Below are 21,661 nucleotides of genomic sequence, written 5' to 3'. Positions count from 1 at the left end.
CTACGCCAACCCCACCCCAGCCACCACCGACACCCCCCACCACCAGGCACGCCAGCCCCGCCACGGACACCGCCCACCCGCCGCCGGCTACGCCAGCCCCGCCGCCCCGAAACGGGCGGTGTGTGGGTGGGCAACCGCCCCGCGCCGCAGGCGCGGGGAGCCGGCGGCCCACGCCGCACACATCCCCCGGCAGACCGCCCCCGCGCAGGGGCGCACCCCCCGCCGGCTACGGCGACAACGTCACCCCGAAACGGGCGGCCGCGGGTGGGCAACCCACCCGCCCCGCAGGCGCGGGGAGCCGGCGGCGCGACGCCACACACCCCCGCCCCCTCGCCATACAACCACCCAGCCGGAGGCACAGGCAGCCAACGCCCCCCGGCCGGCCCACGCCCGCGGCGACCACGTCCCGTACCCACCGGGAGCGCACCCCCGGCCGGGGAAACCGCCCGCCGGGCGGAGGCGTGACCGGAATCGCGACCGGACCCCGCGCGGACCCCACGCCCGGCCCCGACGGCGACTGACCGGCACCGCGCCGAGCCGGCAGGCCGGGAGTCACCCCCCGGAAGGACGCAAGCGGGCCAGCCGCCGCGCCGACTCCCGCGTCGAGCGCGCGATCGCGTCCTCGTCGACTGTCGTCAGCCGCCCGTCCGTCACGATCTGCCGCCCGTCCACGAACGACGCCGTGACCGGCGCCGCCGCCCCCAGCACCAGCGCCGCCACCGGATCGGCGATCGACGCGTGGGCCAGGGTGTCGAGCCGCCACAGCACCAGGTCCGCGAGCTTGCCCGCCTCCAGCGACCCGATCTGCGTCGCGCGGCCCAGGACCTGAGCGCCGCCGTAGGTGCCCAGCCGCAGCGCCTGGCGGGCGGTGAGCGCGGCCTCGCGGTGGGCGCCGAGGCGGTTGATCAGCAGCGCGTTGCGCAGCTCGGTGTGGAGTTCGCCGGACTCGTTGGACGCGCTGCCGTCGACGCCGAGGCCGACGGGCACCCCGGCGGCGAGCATGTCGGGGACGCGGGCGATGCCGGCGGCGAGGCGGGCGTTGGAGGACGGGCAGTGGGCGACGCCCGTGCCCGTACGGGCGAAGGCGGCGATGTCGGCGTCGTTCATATGGACGCAGTGCGCCATCCACACGTCGTCGCCGAGCCAGCCCGTGGACTCGAAGTAGTCGGTGGGGCCCATGCCGAACAGCTCGTGGCACCACTTCTCCTCCTCCACGGTCTCCGACCCGTGGGTGTGCATCCGCACACCCTTGCGCCGGGCGAGTTCGCCGCCCTGCCGCAGGAGTTCGGTGCTGATGGAGAAGGGCGAGCAGGGCGCGGCGGCGACCTGCGTCATCGCGTCGAACGACGCGTCGTGGTACCGGTCGATGGTCTCCTCGGTCCCGGCCAGCGCCCCGTCGAGGGTCTCGACGGCGAAGTCCGGCGGCAGCCCGCCGTCGGACTCGCCGCGGTCCATGGACCCGCGGGCGAGGGTGAAGCGCACACCCATGTCCCGCGCGGCGCGGATGATCGCGCCGGACAGGTCGCCGGAGCCGCGCGGGTAGATGTAGTGGTGGTCGATGGCGGTGGTGACGCCGCCGCGGGCCAGCGTCGCGAGGGAGCCCTGGGCGGCGGCGTGGACCATGGGCTCGTCGATCCGGGCCCAGGTGGGGTAGAGCGCGACCAGCCAGTCGAAGAGGTTGTGATCGGTGGCCAGGCCCCGGGTCAGCCACTGGTAGAAGTGGTGATGGGTGTTGACCAGCCCCGGTGTGGCGAGATGACCGGTGGCGTCGATGCGCCGGACGACGCCGGCGAGGCCGGCCGGGGCGGCGCCGGGGCCCACGGACTCGATCCGGTTGCCGGCGAGGACGAGGTGGCCGCTCGGGTACTCGGTGTCCGCCGCGTCGACGGTGGCGATCGCACAGTTCTCGATCACGGTGCGCTGGGCTGCGTTCATGGCGTGCCCCCGGGTCAGAGGTTGGTCAGGTCGACGGGAATCCGCGCCTCGGCGCCCGCGCGGAGCACGGTGGCCTCGATCAGTCCGTACGGGCGGTCGGCGGCGAGGTAGACAGCGCCGTCGGCGGCCTCGTTGGCCATCCCGAAGGGCTCGAGGTCCACCCGGAAGTGGTGCTTGTTCGGCATGGAGAAGCGGATCTCGTCGATCTCCGGCCGGTTCTCGATCACCCGCGAGCCCATCGCGTACAGCGTCTGCTGGAGCGACAGGGAGTACGTGTCGGCGAAGGCGCGCAGCAGATGCGCCCGCGCCCCGTCGTACGAGGCGTCCCAGTCGGGCGTGTCCGCCTCCCCGCCCGTCCACGCGTGGCGCCACCAGGAGGACACGGACGTGGCGAGGATCCGGTCGCGGTCCTCGGGCAGCGTCGTGTACGGGTCCTTGACGAAGCCCCAGAACTCGGAGTCGGTGGTGTTCATGACGGTGAGGTCCTTCAGCCCCGTCAGCACTTCCGGCGCCCGGCCGTCGTACGTGATCTGCGCCGTGCGCGTCTCGCGGCCCGTACGGGCGAAGGAGTGCCCGGAGCCCTCCAGCCGCTCCCAGGTGTACTCCTCGATCCGGATCCGGGCCCGGTGGATCGGCTGCCGGCTGTCCACGAAGTGCCGGGCGAGCAGCAGACCGAACGCCTCGGCGGACTCGATGCCGTGCTTCTTGGCGAACGCGAACACCGTGTTCTTGGTGGTGTCGGTCGGCAGCACGTTCGCGTTGTCGCCGGAGTAGTGGACCTCCGCCATGTCGCCGGAGAGGGACACGGAGACGTTGAGGTCCTTGAGCCGGTGGGTGTCGCCGTCCCGGGTGACCTTGACGACGCGGTTCTCCGCCTTGCCGTACTGGTTCTGGCCGAGGACGACGGGGTGGGCGTGGGCTGTCATCTAGCTCCCTCGGTACACGGAATAGCCGAACGGGTTGAGCAGCAGCGGTACGTGGTAGTGCTCGCCCGGTACGACGGCGAACGCGACCGTCACTTCCGGGAAGAACGCGGGGGCGGCGCCGTCCCGCGTCAGATACGCCTCCGTCGCGAAGTCCAGCCGTACCCGGCCCGTGCCCTCCGGCAGCGGCGGCAGGTCCCGGCACCGCCCGTCGGCGTCGGTCACGGACGACCCGAGCACCGTCCAGTCACCGCCGCCCCGCGCCGACAGGGTGACGGGCACCCCGGGTGCCGGGCGTCCGGTGCTGGTGTCCAGGATGTGCGTGGACACCGAGGTCTGCGTGGTCATACGTCCCGTGCTCCCTCCGCCAGCCGGCCGAGCCGGATGCGGTTGATCCTGCCCAGCTGTTCCCGGACGATCCCGCGTTCCCGCTCCGGCGTGTTGCCGACGCGCTCCCGGATCGCGGCGAGCAGCTGTTCGCCGCTCAGCCCCGTGGCGCAGATGAGGAACACGTGCCCGAACCGCTCCTGGTAGGCCAGATTGAGCTCGAGCATCTCCGCCTTCAGCGCGTCCGCCGCCCCCGTCATCCCCGCCTGCTCCCGCGCGGAGGCCGGATCCCCGGGGGCCGGCCGCCCGATGGGCGGGTGTCCGGCCATGGCCTCGTCGAGGTCGGCGTCGCCGAGCCCCGCCGTGGCGGCGTCGTTCGCGGCGTACAGGGCCCCGGCATCGGCGTACGGCCGCCCGGCGGCGATCGCGGCGCCCCAGGCCGTGCTGGCGCAGACCTCGTGCAGCAGCCGGCGGGCCGTGGCCGGGTCGGCGGCGTTGAGCCGGGCGAGCCCCGGCGATGCGCTGGACGTCACACGTCGCACGCTAGAGACAGCAGAGAGGAATCGTCAACAGTTTGTTGAAGACACCGCGTGTCAAGGAAACGCTGGTCCATACCCATTCCGAATGCGTGTACGTGTAGGGTCCCGCAGTGTTCCCGCCATGCCAACGCACATCGTTCCGCCCCCACCCCCGAGGCATGGCGTGAGAGGACATACCGTGAGCAGCAGTTTTGCCGGAGGACGCGCCGCGCGCCGGATCAGACGGCGCCGCTCCCCGGCGGCGCTCCTGCTGGCCCTCGTCTGGGCCGGCGCCGCCGGAGTACTGGCGCTGTGGTGGCACGACACCCCCTCGATCGCGGGTACGGAGGGCCGGATCACGGCCGCGGGCCGGATCACCGGTCTGCTGGCCGGCTATCTGATCGCCCTCGTCGTCCTGCAGATGGCACGGGTGCCCGCGCTGGAGCGCCGGGTGGGTTCCGACCGGGTGACGCGGTGGCACGCGATGAGCGGGCGCTACACGCTCTCCCTCGTCCTCGCCCACGTCGTCCTGACGATGGTCGGCTACACCCTGCAGGCGGGCGAGTCCCTCACCGGTGTGGTCGGGCAGACCGTCGACGCCGTCACGGACATGCCGGACATGGGCAAGGCCGCCATCGGCACCGGGCTCCTCGTGATCATCGCCGTCACCTCGGTCGGCAGGGTCCGCCGCAAGATGCCGTACGACACCTGGTACCACGTCCATCTGCTGACGTACGCCGCGGTGTTCCTGACCTTCTTCCATCAGCTCACCACCGGCAACGATTTCGCCTCCGAGCCGGTCGCGAAGGCCCTGTGGTACGGGCTGTACGGGTCCGTCGCCCTGCTGGCCGTCTGGCACCGCCTCATCGCCCCCGTCCGGCTCAACCTCCGCCACCGGCTGCGCGTCGAGGCCGTGATCGCGGAGGCGCCCGGTGTGGTGTCGGTGGTGATGAGCGGACGGAAGCTGGACCGGATGGGCGCCGAGGCGGGGCAGTTCTTCCGCTGGCGGTTCATGGCGCCGGGCATGCGCTTCAGCTCCCACCCGTACTCCCTGTCCGCGGCGCCCCGCCCGGACCGGCTGCGGATCACCGTCAAGGCGATGGGCGACCACAGCTCCGGCGTCCGCGCGCTGCGGCCCGGGACCCGGGTGTGGGCCGAGGGCCCGTACGGGGCGATGACCGCCCAGCGCCGCAGCCGGGGCAAGGTGCTGCTGGTGGCGGGCGGCGTCGGCATCACCCCGATGCGTGCCCTGTTCGAGACGCTGCCGGGCGCGCGCGGCGACATCACCCTGCTCTACCGGGCCACCACCCCGCAGGACCTCGCCCTGTGGAACGAGCTCACGGCGATAGCCGACGCCCGCGGCGCGCGGCTCTTCCACGCGCTCAACAGCCCACGCGGCAAACGCCCCGACATCACCGGCACGTCACTGCGCCGGATGCTGCCGGACATCGACAAGCACGACGTGTTCATGTGCGGGCCGCCCGGCTTCTCGAGCGCCGTGTACGAGGCGCTGCGCGACGCGGGAGTGCCCGCCCGCCGGATCCACCACGAGTCGTTCGACATGTGAGCCACGGACACGCGTCCCCCACGAGCCCGGAAGCACAGGAGCGCAGATCATGCGAAAGAACCACCCCGTCAGACGGGTGATCCTGACGACCGTCGCCACCACGTCCGGCGTCGTCCTGCTGGTGACCCTGAAGCCGGACGCGGCCCAGGCCCCGGACGCCGCCGCCCCCGGCATCGCGCAGGGCAAGCAGGCGACCGCCGGCAACCACACGGCCACGGGGGACGCCGTCCGGACGAAGTACGGCGACGTGCGGGTCCGCCTCACCCTGACCGACGGAAGGATCACCGAGTCCGAGGCCGTACAGGCACCCGAGGGCGGACACAACGACGACATCACCAAAATGTCCGTCCCCACCCTCAACAAGGAGACCGTCACCGCACAGACCGCCGACATCGACACCGTCTCCGGCGCCACCTACACCAGCGACGGCTACCGCAGATCCCTCCAGTCCGCCCTCGACAAGGCCAAGAAGGACGGCCTCCTCGGCCGGCCCACCCGCACCGTCGACGGCAAACCCGTCCAGACCAAATACGGCCCCGTCCAGGTCCGCCTCACCCTGACCGACGGAAAGATCACCAAGTCCGAGGCCGTACAGGCACCCGAGGGCGGACACAACGACGACATCACCAAAATGTCCGTCCCCACCCTCAACAAGGAGACCGTCACCGCACAGACCGCCGACATCGACAGTGTCTCCGGCGCCACCTACACCAGCGACGGCTACACCAAGTCCCTCCAGTCCGCCCTGGACCGGGTCGATGGCTGAGAGCGCGCACCGCCGCGTCGAGGAGGCGATGGGGACCGTCTTCTCCTTCGACGTCCGCGGCGGGGAGGAGGCGGCCGTGCGGGCCGCGACCGACGAGGCGGTCGCCCTGCTGCACCGGGTCGACGAGGTGTTCAGCACCTACCGCGAGGGCAGCCAGGTCTCCCGGCTCGCCCGCGGCGAACTCGCGCTCGCCGACTGCGACCCGGAGGTCGCCGAGGTGTTCGCCCTCGCGGCCGAGGCGGAGCGGATCAGCGAGGGCTGGTTCAGCGCCCGTTACGCGGGGCGCCCGGATCCGACGGGCATCGTGAAGGGCTGGGCCGTCGAGCGGGCCGCGGAGCTGGCCGCGGCGGCCGGCGCCACCGGCGTGAACCTCAACGGCGGTGGGGACGTACAGCTCCTCGGCGTACCCGGCCCGGACCGGCCGTGGCGGGTCGGGGTGGCCGACCCGCTGCACCCGCGGCAGCTGGCCGCGGTGATCTCCGCGGCCGGCGCGGCACGGCTCGCCGTCGCCACCTCCGGTACGGCCGAACGCGGGCGTCACATCGTCGACCCGCGCACCGGGCGGCCCGCCGAGACCGACCTGGTGTCGGTGACCGTGGTGTCGCCCTCGCTGACCTGGGCGGACTGCTGGGCGACGGCGGCCTTCGCGATGGGCTCGAAACGCGCCCCGGACTGGCTCGAGTCGGTGCCGGAGACGGAGGCCCTGCTGATCACCGCGGACGACGGGGTGCGGTACACCAAGGGCCTGGCCCGCCGGCTGGGCTGACGATCACCCCTCGGGACCGATGCCCGCTTCCCTGGCCCGCTGCTCATTGACGTAGTTGAGGTAGTTGTAGACGGTGAACCGGCTGACCCCCAGGGCCGCCGCCACCGTCTCCACCCCGTGCCGTACCGAGAACGCGCCGCGCGTCTCCAGGACCCGTACGACCTGCTGCTTCGTCCTGCGGTCGAGCTCGGCCAGGGGCATCCCGTGCCGCCGCCGCAGCTCCGCGAGCAGATGATCGAGCGAGTCCGACAGCGCCGGCAGCCGCACGGCGACCACGTCCTCGCCCTCCCAGGCGAGCACCACGTCGTCCCCGGCCGCCTCCGCGGGGTCGACCATCTCCCCGCCGAGGGCATCGACGAGGGGCCGTACCGCTTCGACGAACGGGTGGTCGTCGGTCACGCTCCGTCCTCCTCCACCACGTTGAGCTGCAGGGAGATCCGGGTGGCCCCGGCCTCCAGCGCCTTGCGCAGCACGGAGTCGACGGTCGCGAGCACGGCGTGCGTCCCGCCCTCGACGGTGTTCCCGAACGGTCCGACGTCCACGGCGTCGAGCCCGGCCGACTCCACGACCTCACGTGCCGCGACGGCGTGCGCGGGCGGCTGTTCGAGGTCGAACGGCTCGGTCGTGAACTCCACTCTCAGTCGCACAGCGCCCCCATGGCGTCACGGCGTTGGCGTGCCCCCAACGGCTCCGACACGACCTTAACGGACGACTCCCCGGCGATCAGCGGCGAAAAAGGTCCGACCGGGTTCGGCCGACGGGGTGATGCCGAGCCCCTTTGTACGCGCCACACAGGGATTATTCGAATTGATACGCGATCGTCCGGCATCGCCGACCAAGCGACCGCCGGCTCGGCCACCACCACCCTCCCGTACCCTGCCCGGGAGGGTCCGAAAGATCGTCACATCCTTGGGCAGACGGCACACCTCGGGTGACAAACCCTTCACGATGTACCACGCAATCCCTCGCCGGGACCATGCCGGGTGCGTAGATTAATGACCAGGCTCAGCGACTGATCCGGCCTCCACCGGGGGAGGGGTACTCCCGCGAGCCTGGAGGGGGTGCTGGGTTATGGGTGACTGGCGCGTGCGGGTGCGGGGCCCCAGCGGCGAAGGCCTCTGCGGTGCGGGCGTCTTCATCGGCTCGGGCAGAATCCTCACCTGCGCGCATGTCGTGACCGAGGCTCTCGGACACCCCGACGACCGGATCGTGCCGACCGGTAGCACGGTGTACGTGGACTTCTCCCCCTCCGGCGACGCCCGCCCCCGCCCCGCCCGGACCATCGCCGGCGGCTGGTTCCCGGCCCTGTCCGCGTCCGGCGATATCGCGGTCCTGGAACTCGAGCCGCCCGACACGCCGGCCGAGGCCCGCCCGGCGACGCTGATGGCCGGTGACGACACCGGCCCCACCGACGTCAGCGTGTACGGCTACCCGAGCCCGGGCCTCGGCGACGGCGTCTGGGTCGAGGCGACCGCGACGGGCTCCGGCGGCCCCAACCCGGCCTGGCGCCAACTGGACGGCCGGGCACACGGCGTGCCCATCCAGCGGGGCTTCAGTGGCGCGGGTGTCTGGGACCGGGGGCTCGGCGGCGTCATCGGCCTGGTCGTCGCCGCGTACAACTCGTCCGTCGAACGGATCGCCTGGATGTTCCCGCTCACGGCCATCGCCCGCGAGTGGACACCGCTCACCGGCCTGCTCACACCGGACCGGCCGGCCATGGATGAACTGACAGCACGGCAGTGCGCCGAACTGGCGAGGCTGATCGCGTCCATCCCGATGTTCGCGACACTCGGCGGCCGGCAGGATCTGGTGTCGCTGCTGCGCCCGGAGATCGGCTGGACGGTGGCCGAACGACCCGCTTCACACGCGCACTTGTATCACGTGATACGTACTAGCTGCGATCACGAGGGAGGACTCGAAGAACTGATCGACGCGGTCAGGACCTTGGTGGGTGACTCGCGCACCGTCCGGTCGATCGACGACGAATTGCGACGGTTCGCGGAGGAGGGGCTTCGGTGACAGGACTTCTGACACTCGATCCGGCCGAGCCCGTTCACGCCTGGATGTCTCACAGGAAAACGGGGATGGCGGAATTACTCGATGATCCATCGGACTGGTCACGCACCAGCAGACTCGTGCACGCACTCGAACGCACCCACCCCATGGGGGAACCAGATCGCCGGCGCCAGTGTCTGGAGGTGGCGGGCGACCGGCTGAACGTCGACCTCAACGGGCTCGTACCGCAGAACACCGGCACCCGGAGCCAGCTCTACGAAATCGTGCGGACCCTCGACGGTATTCCGGGCGGTCTCATGGTGCTGGCCGAGACGATCCGTTTCTTCGCCCCGGGTGCCCGGTCCACGGAGGCGTTCTGCCGCCACATCCCCCCGGCATTCGTCCAGCCGGCACTCGACCAGGCCGAACTGAACGAGATCCACGAGCTGCTGCGGACGGCTCCCAAGGTGCCGGTCGGCCGGATCCACCGGGAGGCACGGGGCGGCTACGAACAGCTCCCGCCCGGACACGAGGACATCGTTCTGGCCTTCAACCATCTGACGGAGGCAAACGCACGAACGGACGGGCTGTTCCCCTTCATGGTGTACGTCGAACAGGTCGCCGCGCTCGCCCCGGATCACCTGGCCCGGCGGCTGCGGCTGTGGAACGACACCGTCGCCGACGGCCTCGGCCTGCGGGACACCCTGAGCGCGGCGCGCGGCGCGCTCGTACCCGTGGGGGCCGAACCGCCCGACGGCATCGCCTACCTGGCGATACAGATCGAGCAGGGGAGTGAGGACGACACTGAGGGGTATCTGGTGTCGTCATGGACGAAGGAGGATGTCCGTGCCCCGGCCCGTCCGGACTTCCTCGACTTCGCGTGCTCCGACGGGGATCTGGAGATGACCGTGGAGCGCGCCATCTCCAGCGGTGAGGCGTCCCTGGCCGGCCTCGACACACCCGTGCAACTGGAGTTCCTGCTGGGCCGGGACCTGGTCGACCTGCCTGTGGGGGAATTCGCCACCCATCGCTCCACCGGTCTGCCGCGCCCCCTGGTTCGCCATTACCAGACGGTGATCCGCAGTCTGGAGCGGCAGCGGGACCCGTCGATCCAGCGCGTACTGAAGAAACGCTGGCGCAGCATGCGGGACACCCCGCACGAGTGCTCCTGGCACACCTGCGGCGGACCGGCCGGTCTGAGCCCGTCCGCCCTGCAGGACGTGCTGGGCCGGGACCGGGACGGACGAGTGGTCGCGCTCGCCCTGCTCGACGCTCCACGCAAACCCGAGCCCGGGGTCATCCACTCCTACGACGTCGCCCTGCGGGAGGGGGTTCCGGCCATGCTGTGGACCTGCTCGTCCGCTGCCGCCCCGACACTCGACGAGCTGGCGACGCGCCTGTTCACGGCGGACCAGCTGAACCTGCTGGCGACCAAGGTCCACGAGCTGTTTGCGGATCATGTGCTCGTACTGATAGACGACCCGAACAACACCTACGTGCCCCTACGTCGTTTCCAGCCGCCGCAGCGCAGACAAGGACACAGCCAGTGAGTGACGGCCCACCCACGGACGACATGTCCGACCCAGACACCGGTCAGGAGACCCGCCCGCAGTCCCCCGCACCGTGGTGGGTCTACCACGGCGACGGCCGCCAGATGGCGGCCCGCGACCTCGACGACGTTCTCATGGTTCCGCCGCCCTGGCGCGACTTCAAGGGCGGTCCGCTCCAGGACCGGCCGGCGGAGGACGAGGCGGAGACAACCCGGCGCATCGGCCCGCCGCTGCGGGACGGGGACCCGCGCCGGCCGGTCAACGTGGACGAGGCGGACATGGTCAACGCGGCCCTGTATCTGCGCCGCCCGCTGCTGGTCACGGGGCGCCCCGGCACGGGAAAGTCGAGCCTGGCCTATCGCGTGGCGCGGGAGCTGCGGCTGGGGCGCGTCCTGCGCTGGCCGATCACCACGAGCACGACCCTGAAATCCGGGCTGTACGAATACGACGCCATCGGACGCGCCCAGGACGCAGCCGCCCATCGCGCCGCCGTCGAGGCGCGACACCCCTTACCCGCGGATGGCTTAACGAATGCCGGGCCGGCCGCCGTGGGCGATTATGTAAGGCTCGGGCCACTGGGCACCTCATTGCTGCCGTATCGACTGCCACGCGTACTTCTCATCGACGAGCTGGACAAGAGCGACATCGACCTCCCGAACGACCTGCTCAACATCTTCGAGGAGGGCGAGTACGACATCCCCGAGCTGGTACGAATAGCCTCCCGTGAACCGGCGGCCGACGTACTCACCTCCGATCCCGGCATGAAGGCGACAATCACCGGCGGCCGAGTACGCTGCCGCGCCTTCCCGCTGATCCTCATCACCTCCAACGGGGAAAAGGAATTTCCACCCGCCCTGTTGCGCCGGTGTCTTCGCCTCGAACTCCCCCCTCCGGACACCGAGCAGCTCGCCGCGATGGTCGCGGCACGGTTCGGGCCGCGGGCCGGTGCCCGTGGTGAGGAACTCGTCCGGCTTTTCGCCTCCCGCAGCGCTCGTGAGGGAGGGCTGAGCGCCGACCAGTTGCTCAACAGCGTCCATCTCGCCACGTCCGACGGCTTCGAGGAGGACGAACACTGGAGTCGGCTCGTCGACTCGCTGTGGCGCAGCCTCGACACGACGAGGCCGTGATGGCCGGCACCCCGTCGGCTCCGACGCCTCCGCCAGACCCTCCGGGCAGCGCGGACCTGACGTCGTACGAGCTCGCCGACGGACTGTGGCTCGCCATGTGCCTGGCCGGGCGCAGCCGCCCCCGCAGCACCGGGCCCGCGACCCCCCGGCAACCGCGGCGGAACACCCGCCCCCGCGAGTCGCCGCGCCCGGCTCCCTCCCCCACGCCCCCGTGGGACCAGGAGCGGAAGGCACCGGACGCACCACGCCGGTCGACGCCGGCCGAACCACCGCCGTGGACACCGGCCGGGGCGACGGGCCTCTCCGACACACCGGTCCCGCTGCCCCACCTGCCGTCCGTCGACGCCATCGCCACCGCCGTATGGACGTCGGTCCCAGGCCTGGAGAACCCCCGGATGCTGGAGCGGGCCCTGCGCCCCCTCCGGCGCACCGTAGCTTCCGCGCACGACCTGGTCCTCGACGAGGAGCGGACCGCCGAGGCCCTCGCGGAGGGCGAGCCTCGGCTGCCCCGGTACCGGCCGGCCCGCGAACGCTGGCTGGACCTGGTACTGGTCGTGGACACCGCACCGTCGATGGCCGCCTGGCGGCACAGTGTGAACGAGTTCAGCCGGTTACTCGGCGGCCTCGGCGCCTTCCGCACACTCGACATCCGGCTGCTCGACACGGACCGGGAGTCGGATCTGCGACTCCACGGACCCGGCCCCGAGGCCCCCGAGTTCGACCTCACCGATCCGGCGCTGCCCCCTCGGCGCCGGGCCGTGATGGTACTCACGGACGGCACAGGGGCGGCCTGGCAGCGTGGTGAGGCGCAACGACTCATCACCCACTGGAGTGAAAACGCTCCCGTGGTCGTGGTGGATCTGCTCCCCCACCGGTCCTGGTACCGGACCTGGATGACCACGCGCGACGCCCGGCTGCACGCGGTCGGGCCGCTGCCGCACGGCGCCCGCTGCACGGCGAGCACCACGGACTCGGATGCCGTCGTCGGGGCGGCCGTGCCGGTCATCGAGCTCACACCGCGTTGGCTGGCGCGCTGGGCACACCTTCTGGTGGGTGACGGCGATGACTGGTCCGGGGCACACGTACTGTCCGTACCGGGTCCGCCCGATCCGGAGGACTACGGCCTCGAGCCGGACGACGAATTCGCTCCGGAACACCCGCAGACACCGGCCGAGCGGGTCCTGCAGTTCCGGGCCGGGGCCTCTCCGACAGCGTTCAAGCTCGCACAACAGCTCTCGGTCGCGCCGCTGGACCTCGCGGTCATGGAGACGGTCCAGCAGCTGACCCAACCGGGCTCACGCCCCGCGCACATGGCCGAGGTACTGAGCTCGGGGCTGCTCGTCGCGGAGAACCGGCCGGCAGCCAATCCGTTCGCGGCGACAGCACATCGATACGCCTTCCTTCCGGGGGTGGCCGAGGAACTCCTCGCCACCTGTGGGCGAGCCGCCACCGCAGAGGTGATGCGACTCGTCCTGACCCGCCTGTCGGTGTCAGTCCCTGAGATGGGGGACCTCGTTCGGGTACTCACTACACCCTCGTCATCGCAGCGGGTGACGGTGCCGGCAGGGGCGAGCGAGGACTTCGCTCCGTTCGTCCGGGGCCTCAGCGGCTTGTCGGGACCATACCGCACCTGGGCGGACCGACTGGGTGGGGCACAGCGATTCTCGGCACAGGACGGCGGTGTTGATCCCCTACAATCTGGGCGATCCACTCTGCCGAAAAAGCCTGTGTCCGAACCACGTCCGGAAACGGTCAAAGGACAGCATTTTCGAACCGTTTCCGAACAGGGAACACTGATGCCCGATGGGCACTCAGCGGAGGACAGAGGAGAGCCTGGTTCAATGAACGACGCAAACACGCCCACTACGCTGAGTCCGGTGGAGCGGGCCATCGCCGAACGGCGCAAGGCAGGCAGCCCGCCACCCGTTTGGGGGAATGTTCCGCCCCGGAATGTTAACTTCACCGGGCGGGTGCTCTCCCTCCAGGATCTGCATACTCGGCTGACCCAGGGCACCACGGCTGTTCTGCCGGAAGCACTGCAGGGCATGGGCGGCGTCGGCAAGTCCCAAATTGCCATCGAATACACTTATCGTCATAGTTCTGACTATGACATCGTCTGGTGGATACCCGCCGAACAGCCTGCGCAAATCCGCGCCGCCTTTGTGGATCTGGCGCAGCGTCTGCGACTACCCACCAGCATCGAGGCCAATACAGCGGTGCCGGCCGTGCTGGAAGCCCTACGGGTGGGTAAGCCCTACCGCAACTGGCTCCTGGTTTTCGACAACGCCGAAAGCCCGGAAACAGTCACCCCGTTCTTTCCACACGGTGGTACGGGACGCATCCTGGTAACTTCCCGAAATGGACAATGGGTTAACATGGCACGGACCGTCCAGGTAGATGTTTTCGATCGCGCGGAGAGCGTTGAGCTTTTGCGGCGTCGAGGACCGGAACTCACCGATGAGCAGGCGGAGCGACTGTCTCATGAACTCGGCGACCTTCCACTCGCCATCGAACAGGCCGCTGTCTGGCTGACCGAGACGGGCATGCCCGCCGAAGAGTATCTCGACCTCTTCCTCGGGAAGAAGGAAGAGTTCGAGGGTCGTCGTTCCGAATTGCTTGAACTTGCCCCGCCGATGGACTACCAGCTGCCCGTGGCAGCGGCCTGGAACGTCTCGCTCGACCGGCTGAAGGACACCAACCCGGGTGCTCTCCAAATCCTTCAGGTCTGCTCCTATTTCGCGCCCGAACCAGTGTCCCGCAGCCTCTTCATGGCCGGCCGTAACGCGGCACTCCCCGGCCTCTTGGGCGAGGTGCTGAGCGACCCCATCCGGCTGGGACAAGCCCTGCGCGAAATCAACAGGTACGCACTGGCTCGTATCGACCACCGTACGAACAGCATCCAACTGCACCGACTCGTACAGGCAGTGCTCATCGACCAGATGCCGCCCGCCGAGCGGGAGCAGATGCGTCACGCGGCCCATCTGCTGCTCTCGGGCGGTGACCCGGGCGAGCCGAATGTGACCAGGAACTGGCCTCGATACGCCGAACTGCTGCCCCACATCCGGGCATCGGGAGCGGTCGAGTGCGACAACCACTGGGTGCGAAGCCTTGTGGTCAACACCGTTACCTACCTGTTCACCTGGGGTGACCACGACGCCTGTCTCGAGCTCGCCCAGGACGCGCTGCGCACATGGCGGGTCAGCATCGGTCCCGACGACCCCCAGACGCTGACCGTAGCCCGTTACTGCAGTCACGTTCTGCGTGCACTCGGCCGGTATTCCGAGGCCAAGGAACTGAACACGGACAGCCTCGAGCGCAGGCGCCGGACTCGCGGCGATGCCGACGAGGACACGTTGCTCGCGGCCCGGGCCGTGGCCGTCGACATGCGCGCCTCCGGAGACTTCGCGTCCTCCGCGAAGCTCAACAAGGAAACCTATGAGCAGGCCGTGCGCTCGTTCGGCGATCGCGAACCGGTGACGATTGCGGCAGCTGTGGACTACGGGACGGCTCTACGCCTCACCGGAGACTTCACCGCCGCTCGAGACCTCGACGCGGTCAATCTCCAGTACGCGGTCGACGCCCTCGGCGAGGACAGCCTGCTCACCATGATGCTGGTCAGCCTGCTCGCGGTGGACCTGCGCGAATGCGGTGACTACGTGGGTGCCAGCGAGATGCAGGAGAACAACTCGATCCGGTTCGAGCAACTGGCGGGCAAGGAAACGCCCATCACGTTGATGGCTCTTCGTCATCTCGGTGAGGCGCGGCGCAAGGCGGGTGACCACGAGGGCGGGCTTGCGGCCGGCACCGAGTCCTGGGAGCGCAACGAGCGCCGCTACGGCAGCGAACACATCGACACCCTGTCCGCGGCGTCGAGCCTCGTGATCGCCCAGCGCCAGGCAGGCAATCTGGACGAGTCCGTCGAGCTGGGCGGGAAAACCCTGGACCTGATGAGGCAGACCCTCGGGGAGGAGCACCCGTTCACTCTCGGGACCATGACGAACCTGGCGATCTCCCTGCGCCGCAAGGGAGAGACCGAGCGGGCGGCAGACCTGAACAGGCAGGCGCGGGACGGACTGATCGCCACAGTCGGCCCCAACCACCCCTATACCCTCGCCGTCGCCATCAATCTGGCCAGTGATCTGTTCACGCTGGGCGACGCGCAGGCAGCCGCCGAAGCGGACGAGGAGACGCTGCGCCGCGCCACCGAGACACTCGGCGAGTCCCATCCGATGACTCTGGCCTGCGCGCTGAACCTGGCCGCCGACCTGCGCGGGCTGGGCAAGACCAACCGGGCCGAGACCCTGTACGCGGCGACGCTCTCGTCGCTGCGGCAGGTACTCGGGCAGGAGCATCCGGCCACATTGGCCGCCACCAGGAACGAGCGAGCCGACTGCGATGCGGAGGTGTACCTGATCTGACGACCGGTCACCTCAGGTAGGGCGGTGGCCCGGCCACCGCCTGCTCCGCATGCCGCCCGCCGATCCAGCCGGCAACCTCGCAGGGATCGGCCGGCGTGGCCTCGTCCACCAGCCGCAGATACACCGCCCGCACCAGCTCGGGCCGGCTGAGCAGCGCGTCGGCCGCGGGGCCGTCCCCATGTCCCCGGGCGGCGAGGCCCAGGCCTATCCAGCAAGCCGTCTCCTCGGGCCGGGCGATCACCTGTCGTCGGTAGTCGCGCAGGGCCCTGTCGAAGTCACCGTCCAGCAGGGCGATGTCCGCCGTCGTCGCACCCAGCGACTCGGGGTGCCGGCGCAGCCAGGTGAATCTCCCGGGGTCTTCCCAGCGCAGTTTCACGAGCTCGGAGCGCACCGCCGGCTCGCGCGGCAGAGCGTCGGCCCGCAGCAGCGGTTCCCCGGCGTCGAACCGGCTCGGCGGCAGGCCGTGCGACCAGCGCTGCGCCAGGGATACCGCGTCGGACTCCGGTGGCCGCCAGTTCCGTATCCGCCAGACGCCCAGATGGTCCGCCGCCACCAGGGCGGCATCCGACTCGGCCGCCGGCGACAGGGTTTCCGCACACCAGCGGACCAGACAGTCCCGCATACCTGTTGCGAACCGGATCCCCAGCTGGGTCAGCTGCCCGGAGGTCAGCAGGTCGTCCAGGACGGCGAGGGTGCCCCGACGCATCAACGCATAGCAGAACTCCGCTCGTTGCGCTTCCTGCCCATCGGCCGTCGCGTGGTACCGGCGCCAGAACGAAACCATGCCCAGATGGGCGTAGGCACCCTGGAGAAGCCCCGCGGCCGGTCGTGGATCGACCCGCCACGGCGCGTAGTGAAGCGTGTCGCCCGTCTCTCGGGTGAGGGTGACCAGGTCCAGCAGGGCACCTAGTTTGACGTGCTGGAACTCGTGGATCAGGCTGGCGGCCAGGGTCGTCGCGTCGGTGGGCAGCTGCATCATCGCGCTGCCGAACGACTCGGGGGAGGTAACGCTGTAGGGTTCCCCGCTCACGACGGGGTCCAGCGGGACGAGGGCACACATCACGTCCGCGAGGCCGCCCGCGACGTCGGGTTGGCTCCGGACCAGCCGCTCCCACCCCTGTTGGATCAGGGTCTGCCAGCGATGCCGGCTCTGCACGTTCTGGACGACCGGTTGCCGTTCCGCCACGAACGGCGCGTACGGATCGGTGTCGTCGAGTGCCAGCCGCAGGCTCTGCCCGCCGTGTGTGGCACGAGCGTACGGCAGGGGGCGCCAGCCGGGCCGCGACGAGTCCAAGGACTCCGGCAGCAGTACACAGGCCCCTCGGGGCGAGACGACGGCAACGCGGCCGGCTCTCCGACCCGCCGCTCGCACGGTCGCGGCATACGGTCTCGCCCTGCCGGTGTCGGCTTGTGGGATCCGTGCCGTCCCCAGGGACGGCAGATGCAGCGTGCGGCCGTCGGGCACGGGTACCCGGGCGTGGAATTCCATGCCGGCGCGGATTGCCGCTGTGGCGGCGAGAGTGTGGAGGTATCCCGCCTCGGTCCACAGGGGCACGTCGCTGGATTTCACGCCCCGCAGGCGTCGTAATACATGAGCGGCCCAGACGCCCGTCGAAGGGTGGATCAGGACCGCCTCGAAGGCCCCCGGGTCCTCGTACTGCACTCGGCTGAGCAGCTGCCAGGCGGAGTGCGCCGAAGGCAGGGGGCCCATGGCGGCGGGATCGGCCACGACGGCGTCGAGCACCATGCGCAGCAGGATCAGGCGCTTGCTCTTCTGGCCGTCACGCAGCGCTCCGAGAGTCTCCCGGTCTCCCCCGCCCGTGGACAGCTGGAGAAAGGACTCCATCGGCAACTGGTGCCTGTCACCGAATTCCTCCCGCATTTCCGCCTGAATGGGAGCAGAAGGTAATCGCGGCTGACTCGTCTTCCTCAACTAACGGCCTCCAGTCGGAGCGGCAACGACCATCACTCGCGGGTGAGCCGAAGATCCGCTCAGCAGCTCCCGGAATTCTGGGCGGCCGTCAGCGGCACCGGCAGATCGACGTGGAGCAGGAGGCGTCGTACCGACTGATCGAGGTCGCCCGACGGGCATCGCATCAGTTCGTCCATGGACAGACCGGCCACGTTCACCAGCTCCGTCGTTATGTCATGCTCCGCGCGATCCATCCGGCTAAACCCCCTGTGTGGTGGGACCCTTGGCGGCAGGCCACACCTTCCATCATGCCCGTGTACAGACAACGAGGGAAGGGGACCCTCTCCTGATGGCCCGGATCACTCGCCCCCGGGATCGTGGCTCCACTCCATCGTCACCACGAAGTTCGCTTCTGTCGCGCCCTTGGCGACGATCACTCCGGCCTCCGCCGAGAGCTTGATACCGAACTCCACGGACACCTTGTCCGGGGTCCGGGGCATGTCGCGCAGCTTCTCCCAGACCGCCGCGGCCACGGGGCGGATCTTGTCGAGGGACTGCTGGAGGCTTTCCTGGGCCACCGCCATCACCTGGCCCGGGCGGGCCACGCGGACCACGCCGTCGGTGTTCTCCGAGACCTCGACCCGGACGGACTCACTGCCTTCGACCGGCACCTCGATCACATACGACACAACGCCCGCCCCGTTTCTGCCCGTTGTCCGCAACAGCAGCAGGATAGGGGACGGTGGGACGGGTCACTACAGCGTTCGGTCAGGTCGTGCTGCGCAGCGCCGCCCACGTCATCGGGCCCACCACGCCGTCGATCTCCAGGCCCTTGGCCGTCTGGAAGGCGCGGACGGCGTTCTTCGTGTCGTTGCCGAATTCGCCGTCCACGCCCGAGGCGCCGACGCCGTAGCCGCGTTTGACCAGCATGCACTGGACCTGGACGACCCGCTGGCCGGTGTCGCCGTAGTCGGTGGTCTCCGTGCCGCCGTAATAAGTGCATTGTGTGATCCAAGCCGGCTGCGGTGGCGGGGCCTGGGTCTTGGCGGCCGTGGGGCTCGGGGCCGTGCCGCCTGAGCCGCCCGAGGTGCTGCCTGAGGTCTTGGAGGGTGCGGCCGAGGGGGTTTTGGAGGGGGTGCTGGTCGGGGAGGCGGAGGGCTTGGTGTCCTTCGGTTTCTTCTTCGCCTTCGCCTTCGCCGAGGCGCTGTCGAGCGGGACCGGCTGCAGCTCGTCCGTGGCGTCCGTCGCGGAGGCCGAGGGGGAGGCCGTCGCGGCGACCGGGTCCTGGTCGCCGGAGTCGCGCGTGACCAGGAAGGCGCCGAGGGCCACCCCGCACACCGCGAGGCCCGCGACCCCCGCCAGATAGCGGCGGCCCCGGCCGCGCCGGGCGCCGTGGGCGAGCGTGGAGTCGTCGGAGCCGGTCGGCGGGCCGTTGAACGGGGGCACGCCGTACGAGACGGGGGTGGGCGTGGGCTGCGGTTGGTACGGGGACGGGGCGGGCGCCGGTGGCGGGCCGAAGCCGGCGTGCGGAGGCCGCGCCCCCGCCAGCGGTACGGGCGGCACGGGACCGCCGAAGGGCACCCCGCCCCCGGTCGGTGCGGCGCCCGCGGGCGGCACGGGCACCGCACCCCCCGTAGGCGTCCCGGTGATCTCCGTCGGCGGCCGCACCCGCAGCGTGTCCGGATGCGTCTGCCCCGCGGCGGTCGCCGCCCCCTCCAGCGCCTCCCGCGCCTGCGCCCGCATCCGCAGCCGCCCGCCCAGCGGCTCGGGCCAGTCGGCGCCCGCCGCGCGGTCGCCGGCCACGGCGGTGAGCTGGGCGGCGGTGAACCGCGCCGCCGGGTCCTTGGCCAGGCACGTCGCCAGCAGGTCCGCCAGCGACGGGTCGACGGCCGCGACCTCGCCCATCACCTCACCGCGCGGCTCCTCGAACGCCACCCGGTGCATCACGTCCACCCCGGTCCCGTCGCCGAACGGGGCCCGGCCCGTCGCCGCGTGGACGGCCGTACAGGCGAGGGAGAAGATGTCGGAGGCGGCGTCGCAGCGGCCGTCGCGCAGATACTCGGGCGACATGTACGCGGGCGTCCCGACCCGGCTGCCGGACACGGTGATCGAACTGCCGCCCGCCGCCTGGGAGATCCCGAAGTCGATGACGTGCGCCCCGCGCTGCGACAGAATCACGTTCGACGGCTTGAGATCCCGGTGCACGACCCCGGCCTCGTCCAGCGCCATCAGCGCCCGGCCCAGCTCGGCCACCAGCAGCCACAGCCCCGACACCCCCAGCCGGCCGCCGTCGCGCACGGCCTCCGCGAGGCTGATCCCGGGGATGTACTGCGTCGCCATCCACAGCACGCCGTCGTCGAACCCGGTCCCCAGCAGCCGCGGCGTGTGCGGACCGCGGAGCCGGTCGTGGACGGCGGCCTCGCGCTCGAACCGCTGCCGGAACTCGGCGTCCTCCGCGTACTCGGGCCGGATCACCTTCACGGCCCCCAGCCCCGGCCGCCCGTCCACCGGCCGGGCGAGGTAGACGCGCCCCATCCCGCCGCTGCCGAGCACGCCGAGCGGTACGTACGGGCCCACCCGGTACGGGTCACCGGGCCCGACGGGCTTCGCGCCCGCCGCTTCCAGGGCGCCCGGTGGCACAGAGCGCTGATCCGTCATGAGTCCCCCCGGACACCGTTCGCGCACGACCGGCGCGCGGCGCGCCGGATTCCGGCCGACGGTATCGCGCCGGCGAATCCCCCTGCCAGTCGGGCTGGTGAGCGAACGGAAGGGCCCGTGACGCGCACGCGCGGACGGTCGAGCGGTGGACAGGGTGTTGTCACAGCCAAAAGTGCATGCAAAAGTGTGTCCACCTTTCGATCTCGTTGATCAGGAGTTCCGCATGGGCGTTCTGGACGGACAGACGGTGGTCCTCACCGGTGCCGGATCCGGTATCGGGCGGGCCGTCGTGCGCCGCTACGCCGCCGAGGGCGCGCGGGTGGTCGCCGTCGACATCACCGAGCGGGTCGGGGAGCTGTCCGCCGAGCTCGGCGAGGCGGTGATCCCGGTGGTGGCGGACGTCGCGACCTGGGAGGGGAACGTCCGCGCCGTCCGCACCGCCCTGGACGCCTGGGGCAGGCTCGACGTGTTCGTCGGCAACGCCGGGATCACCGACTCCGCCCGCCCCCTGGAGGACATCCCCGGCGACGCCCTGCCCGCCGCGTTCGGCGAGCTCTTCGGCGTCAACGTCCTGGCCCCCATGCTCGGCGTCCGCGCCGCCCTCGACGCGCTGATCGCCTCGCACGGCGCGGTGATCCTCACCGGCTCCTTCGCCGGCTCCAGCGCGGCCGGCGGCGGCGTCCTCTACACCGCGTCCAAGCACGCCGTCGAGGGCCTGGTGCGCCAGCTGGCGTACGAACTGGCCCCGGACGTCCGGGTGAACGGCGTGGCACCGGGCGTCGCCCCGACCCGGCTGCGCGGCACCTCGGCGCTCGGCCAGGGCATGGCGGACTCCGTGCTGGACGGCACGAAGGAGGCCCTCCCGCTGCAGGAGGTGCCCGACACCGACGCGTACGGCGGCGTCTTCACCCTGCTGGCCTCGCGCACGGACGCCGGGGTGATGACCGGCACCATGATCACCGCCGACAGCGGCCTGGCGATCCGCGGTATCGCCCGCCCCGGCGGACGGGTCGGCCGCTGACCGGGCCGGCCTTAGGTCACGCTCCGCAGACCGCCCGGAACCCTCACCGGGCGGTCTGCGGCATGCCATAAAACCGCAGGTCAGAGCTTGTTTAACGGAGGATTAACGGAGTAGCAAAATCCGTCTCGGATGCCTTGACGAGGCCCCGGAGCGTAAGTGTATTCATTCGTGCATGCAC

General features: G+C 70.8%; 18 protein-coding genes. 8 read left to right on the top strand and 10 right to left on the bottom strand.

Annotation, left to right across the window (positions count from 1 at the left end; translation table 11 throughout):
- Positions 1–552: 552 nt before the first annotated feature.
- From SRB5_RS21695 to uraD, 4 genes are read right to left on the bottom strand one after another with little or no spacing between them, the layout of a single operon-like run.
- Positions 553–1,935 (bottom strand): 8-oxoguanine deaminase, encoded by a 1,383-nt coding sequence (locus SRB5_RS21695; RefSeq protein WP_153454573.1) that lies wholly within the window; start codon positions 1,933–1,935, stop codon positions 553–555.
- A gap of 14 nt (positions 1,936–1,949) precedes the next feature.
- Entirely contained in the window at positions 1,950–2,861 is a 912-nt protein-coding gene (gene pucL / locus SRB5_RS21690; protein ID WP_153454571.1) for a factor-independent urate hydroxylase, read from the bottom strand.
- On the bottom strand, positions 2,862–3,206 hold the full coding sequence (gene uraH, locus SRB5_RS21685) for a hydroxyisourate hydrolase (RefSeq protein ID WP_153454569.1): 345 nt from the start codon (positions 3,204–3,206) through the stop codon (positions 2,862–2,864). It abuts the gene before it with no gap.
- Positions 3,203–3,718, bottom strand: coding sequence for a 2-oxo-4-hydroxy-4-carboxy-5-ureidoimidazoline decarboxylase (uraD, locus tag SRB5_RS21680; RefSeq protein ID WP_323378262.1), 516 nt, complete (start codon positions 3,716–3,718; stop codon positions 3,203–3,205). Before uraD ends, uraH begins: the two co-directional genes overlap by 4 nt.
- A gap of 127 nt (positions 3,719–3,845) precedes the next feature.
- Here uraD and SRB5_RS21675 point away from each other — a divergent pair, with 127 nt between their 5' ends.
- The 3 genes from SRB5_RS21675 to SRB5_RS21665 are packed head-to-tail and all read left to right on the top strand — an operon-like array spanning position 3,846 to position 6,802.
- Positions 3,846–5,270 carry a ferredoxin reductase family protein gene (locus SRB5_RS21675; RefSeq protein ID WP_153454567.1) on the top strand — a complete coding sequence of 475 codons (1,425 nt, stop codon included), beginning with the start codon at positions 3,846–3,848 and terminating at the stop codon, positions 5,268–5,270.
- Positions 5,271–5,319: 49 nt separating this feature from the next.
- Positions 5,320–6,036: an FMN-binding protein gene (locus tag SRB5_RS21670; protein WP_153454565.1), complete on the top strand. Its 717-nt coding sequence runs from the start codon at positions 5,320–5,322 to the stop codon at positions 6,034–6,036.
- Positions 6,037–6,064: 28 nt separating this feature from the next.
- A complete protein-coding gene (locus tag SRB5_RS21665) occupies positions 6,065–6,802 on the top strand; it encodes an FAD:protein FMN transferase (RefSeq protein WP_153454604.1) in 738 nt (245 codons plus the stop codon).
- Between the two features lie 3 nt (positions 6,803–6,805).
- On the opposite strand, the gene SRB5_RS21660 is transcribed toward SRB5_RS21665, so the two are convergent.
- Together SRB5_RS21660 and SRB5_RS21655 are read right to left on the bottom strand one after the other, a co-directional pair.
- The gene (locus SRB5_RS21660; RefSeq protein WP_323378260.1) at positions 6,806–7,201 is read right to left on the bottom strand and encodes a helix-turn-helix domain-containing protein; all 396 of its coding nucleotides are present in this window, start codon (positions 7,199–7,201) and stop codon (positions 6,806–6,808) included.
- Positions 7,198–7,449, bottom strand: a complete 252-nt coding sequence (locus SRB5_RS21655) for a hypothetical protein (RefSeq protein ID WP_323378259.1) — start codon at positions 7,447–7,449, stop codon at positions 7,198–7,200. The genes SRB5_RS21660 and SRB5_RS21655 overlap by 4 nt, the downstream gene beginning before the upstream one ends.
- Positions 7,450–7,873: 424 nt before the next feature.
- Here SRB5_RS21655 and SRB5_RS21650 point away from each other — a divergent pair, with 424 nt between their 5' ends.
- Genes SRB5_RS21650 through fxsT form a run of 4 tightly spaced genes read left to right on the top strand, consistent with a single transcriptional unit; the run spans position 7,874 to position 15,892 of the window.
- Positions 7,874–8,821 carry an effector-associated domain 2-containing protein gene (locus tag SRB5_RS21650; RefSeq protein ID WP_153454563.1) on the top strand — a complete coding sequence of 316 codons (948 nt, stop codon included), beginning with the start codon at positions 7,874–7,876 and terminating at the stop codon, positions 8,819–8,821.
- Positions 8,822–8,865: 44 nt separating this feature from the next.
- A complete protein-coding gene (locus tag SRB5_RS21645) occupies positions 8,866–10,347 on the top strand; it encodes a VMAP-C domain-containing protein (RefSeq protein WP_323378257.1) in 1,482 nt (493 codons plus the stop codon).
- Positions 10,344–11,474 carry an AAA family ATPase gene (locus SRB5_RS21640; protein ID WP_323378256.1) on the top strand — a complete coding sequence of 377 codons (1,131 nt, stop codon included), beginning with the start codon at positions 10,344–10,346 and terminating at the stop codon, positions 11,472–11,474. The genes SRB5_RS21645 and SRB5_RS21640 overlap by 4 nt, the downstream gene beginning before the upstream one ends.
- Positions 11,474–15,892, top strand: coding sequence for an FxSxx-COOH system tetratricopeptide repeat protein (fxsT, locus tag SRB5_RS21635; RefSeq protein ID WP_153454559.1), 4,419 nt, complete (start codon positions 11,474–11,476; stop codon positions 15,890–15,892). The genes SRB5_RS21640 and fxsT overlap by 1 nt, the downstream gene beginning before the upstream one ends.
- Positions 15,893–15,899: 7 nt before the next feature.
- Here fxsT and SRB5_RS21630 read toward each other — a convergent pair whose 3' ends face one another.
- From SRB5_RS21630 to SRB5_RS21615, 4 genes are all read right to left on the bottom strand, one after another.
- Entirely contained in the window at positions 15,900–17,738 is a 1,839-nt protein-coding gene (locus SRB5_RS21630; protein WP_194292987.1) for an HEXXH motif domain-containing protein, read from the bottom strand.
- A 146-nt stretch (positions 17,739–17,884) separates the two neighbouring features.
- Positions 17,885–18,058 (bottom strand): hypothetical protein, encoded by a 174-nt coding sequence (locus SRB5_RS21625; RefSeq protein ID WP_153454554.1) that lies wholly within the window; start codon positions 18,056–18,058, stop codon positions 17,885–17,887.
- Between the two features lie 105 nt (positions 18,059–18,163).
- Positions 18,164–18,493, bottom strand: coding sequence for a CU044_2847 family protein (locus SRB5_RS21620; protein ID WP_194292986.1), 330 nt, complete (start codon positions 18,491–18,493; stop codon positions 18,164–18,166).
- Between the two features lie 79 nt (positions 18,494–18,572).
- Positions 18,573–20,462 carry a protein kinase domain-containing protein gene (locus SRB5_RS21615; RefSeq protein WP_153454552.1) on the bottom strand — a complete coding sequence of 630 codons (1,890 nt, stop codon included), beginning with the start codon at positions 20,460–20,462 and terminating at the stop codon, positions 18,573–18,575.
- A 223-nt stretch (positions 20,463–20,685) separates the two neighbouring features.
- Between SRB5_RS21615 and SRB5_RS21610 the strand changes: the two genes are divergently transcribed.
- Positions 20,686–21,483, top strand: coding sequence for an SDR family NAD(P)-dependent oxidoreductase (locus tag SRB5_RS21610; protein WP_153454550.1), 798 nt, complete (start codon positions 20,686–20,688; stop codon positions 21,481–21,483).
- Positions 21,484–21,661 lie beyond the last annotated feature (178 nt).

This window comes from Streptomyces smaragdinus, assembly GCF_009604385.1.
Lineage (GTDB): Bacteria > Actinomycetota > Actinomycetes > Streptomycetales > Streptomycetaceae > Streptomyces > Streptomyces smaragdinus.
Note: the sequence above shows the minus strand (reverse complement) of the source record. Positions and strands in the feature narration are given on the sequence as shown.

Bases quoted from the DNA above. Each gene is read 5' to 3' on its own strand.
- SRB5_RS21670 (WP_153454565.1), top strand. From the start codon at position 5,320: ATGCGAAAGAACCACCCCGTCAGACGGGTGATCCTGACGACCGTCGCC.
- fxsT (WP_153454559.1), top strand. From the start codon at position 11,474: ATGGCCGGCACCCCGTCGGCTCCGACGCCTCCGCCAGACCCTCCGGGC.
- pucL (WP_153454571.1), bottom strand. From the start codon at position 2,861: ATGACAGCCCACGCCCACCCCGTCGTCCTCGGCCAGAACCAGTACGGC.
- SRB5_RS21645 (WP_323378257.1), top strand. From the start codon at position 8,866: ATGTCTCACAGGAAAACGGGGATGGCGGAATTACTCGATGATCCATCG.
- SRB5_RS21665 (WP_153454604.1), top strand. From the start codon at position 6,065: ATGGGGACCGTCTTCTCCTTCGACGTCCGCGGCGGGGAGGAGGCGGCC.
- SRB5_RS21610 (WP_153454550.1), top strand. From the start codon at position 20,686: ATGGGCGTTCTGGACGGACAGACGGTGGTCCTCACCGGTGCCGGATCC.
- SRB5_RS21615 (WP_153454552.1), bottom strand. From the start codon at position 20,462: ATGACGGATCAGCGCTCTGTGCCACCGGGCGCCCTGGAAGCGGCGGGC.
- SRB5_RS21650 (WP_153454563.1), top strand. From the start codon at position 7,874: ATGGGTGACTGGCGCGTGCGGGTGCGGGGCCCCAGCGGCGAAGGCCTC.
- SRB5_RS21675 (WP_153454567.1), top strand. From the start codon at position 3,846: ATGCCAACGCACATCGTTCCGCCCCCACCCCCGAGGCATGGCGTGAGA.
- SRB5_RS21625 (WP_153454554.1), bottom strand. From the start codon at position 18,058: ATGGATCGCGCGGAGCATGACATAACGACGGAGCTGGTGAACGTGGCC.
- SRB5_RS21630 (WP_194292987.1), bottom strand. From the start codon at position 17,738: ATGGAGTCCTTTCTCCAGCTGTCCACGGGCGGGGGAGACCGGGAGACT.
- uraH (WP_153454569.1), bottom strand. From the start codon at position 3,206: ATGACCACGCAGACCTCGGTGTCCACGCACATCCTGGACACCAGCACC.
- SRB5_RS21695 (WP_153454573.1), bottom strand. From the start codon at position 1,935: ATGAACGCAGCCCAGCGCACCGTGATCGAGAACTGTGCGATCGCCACC.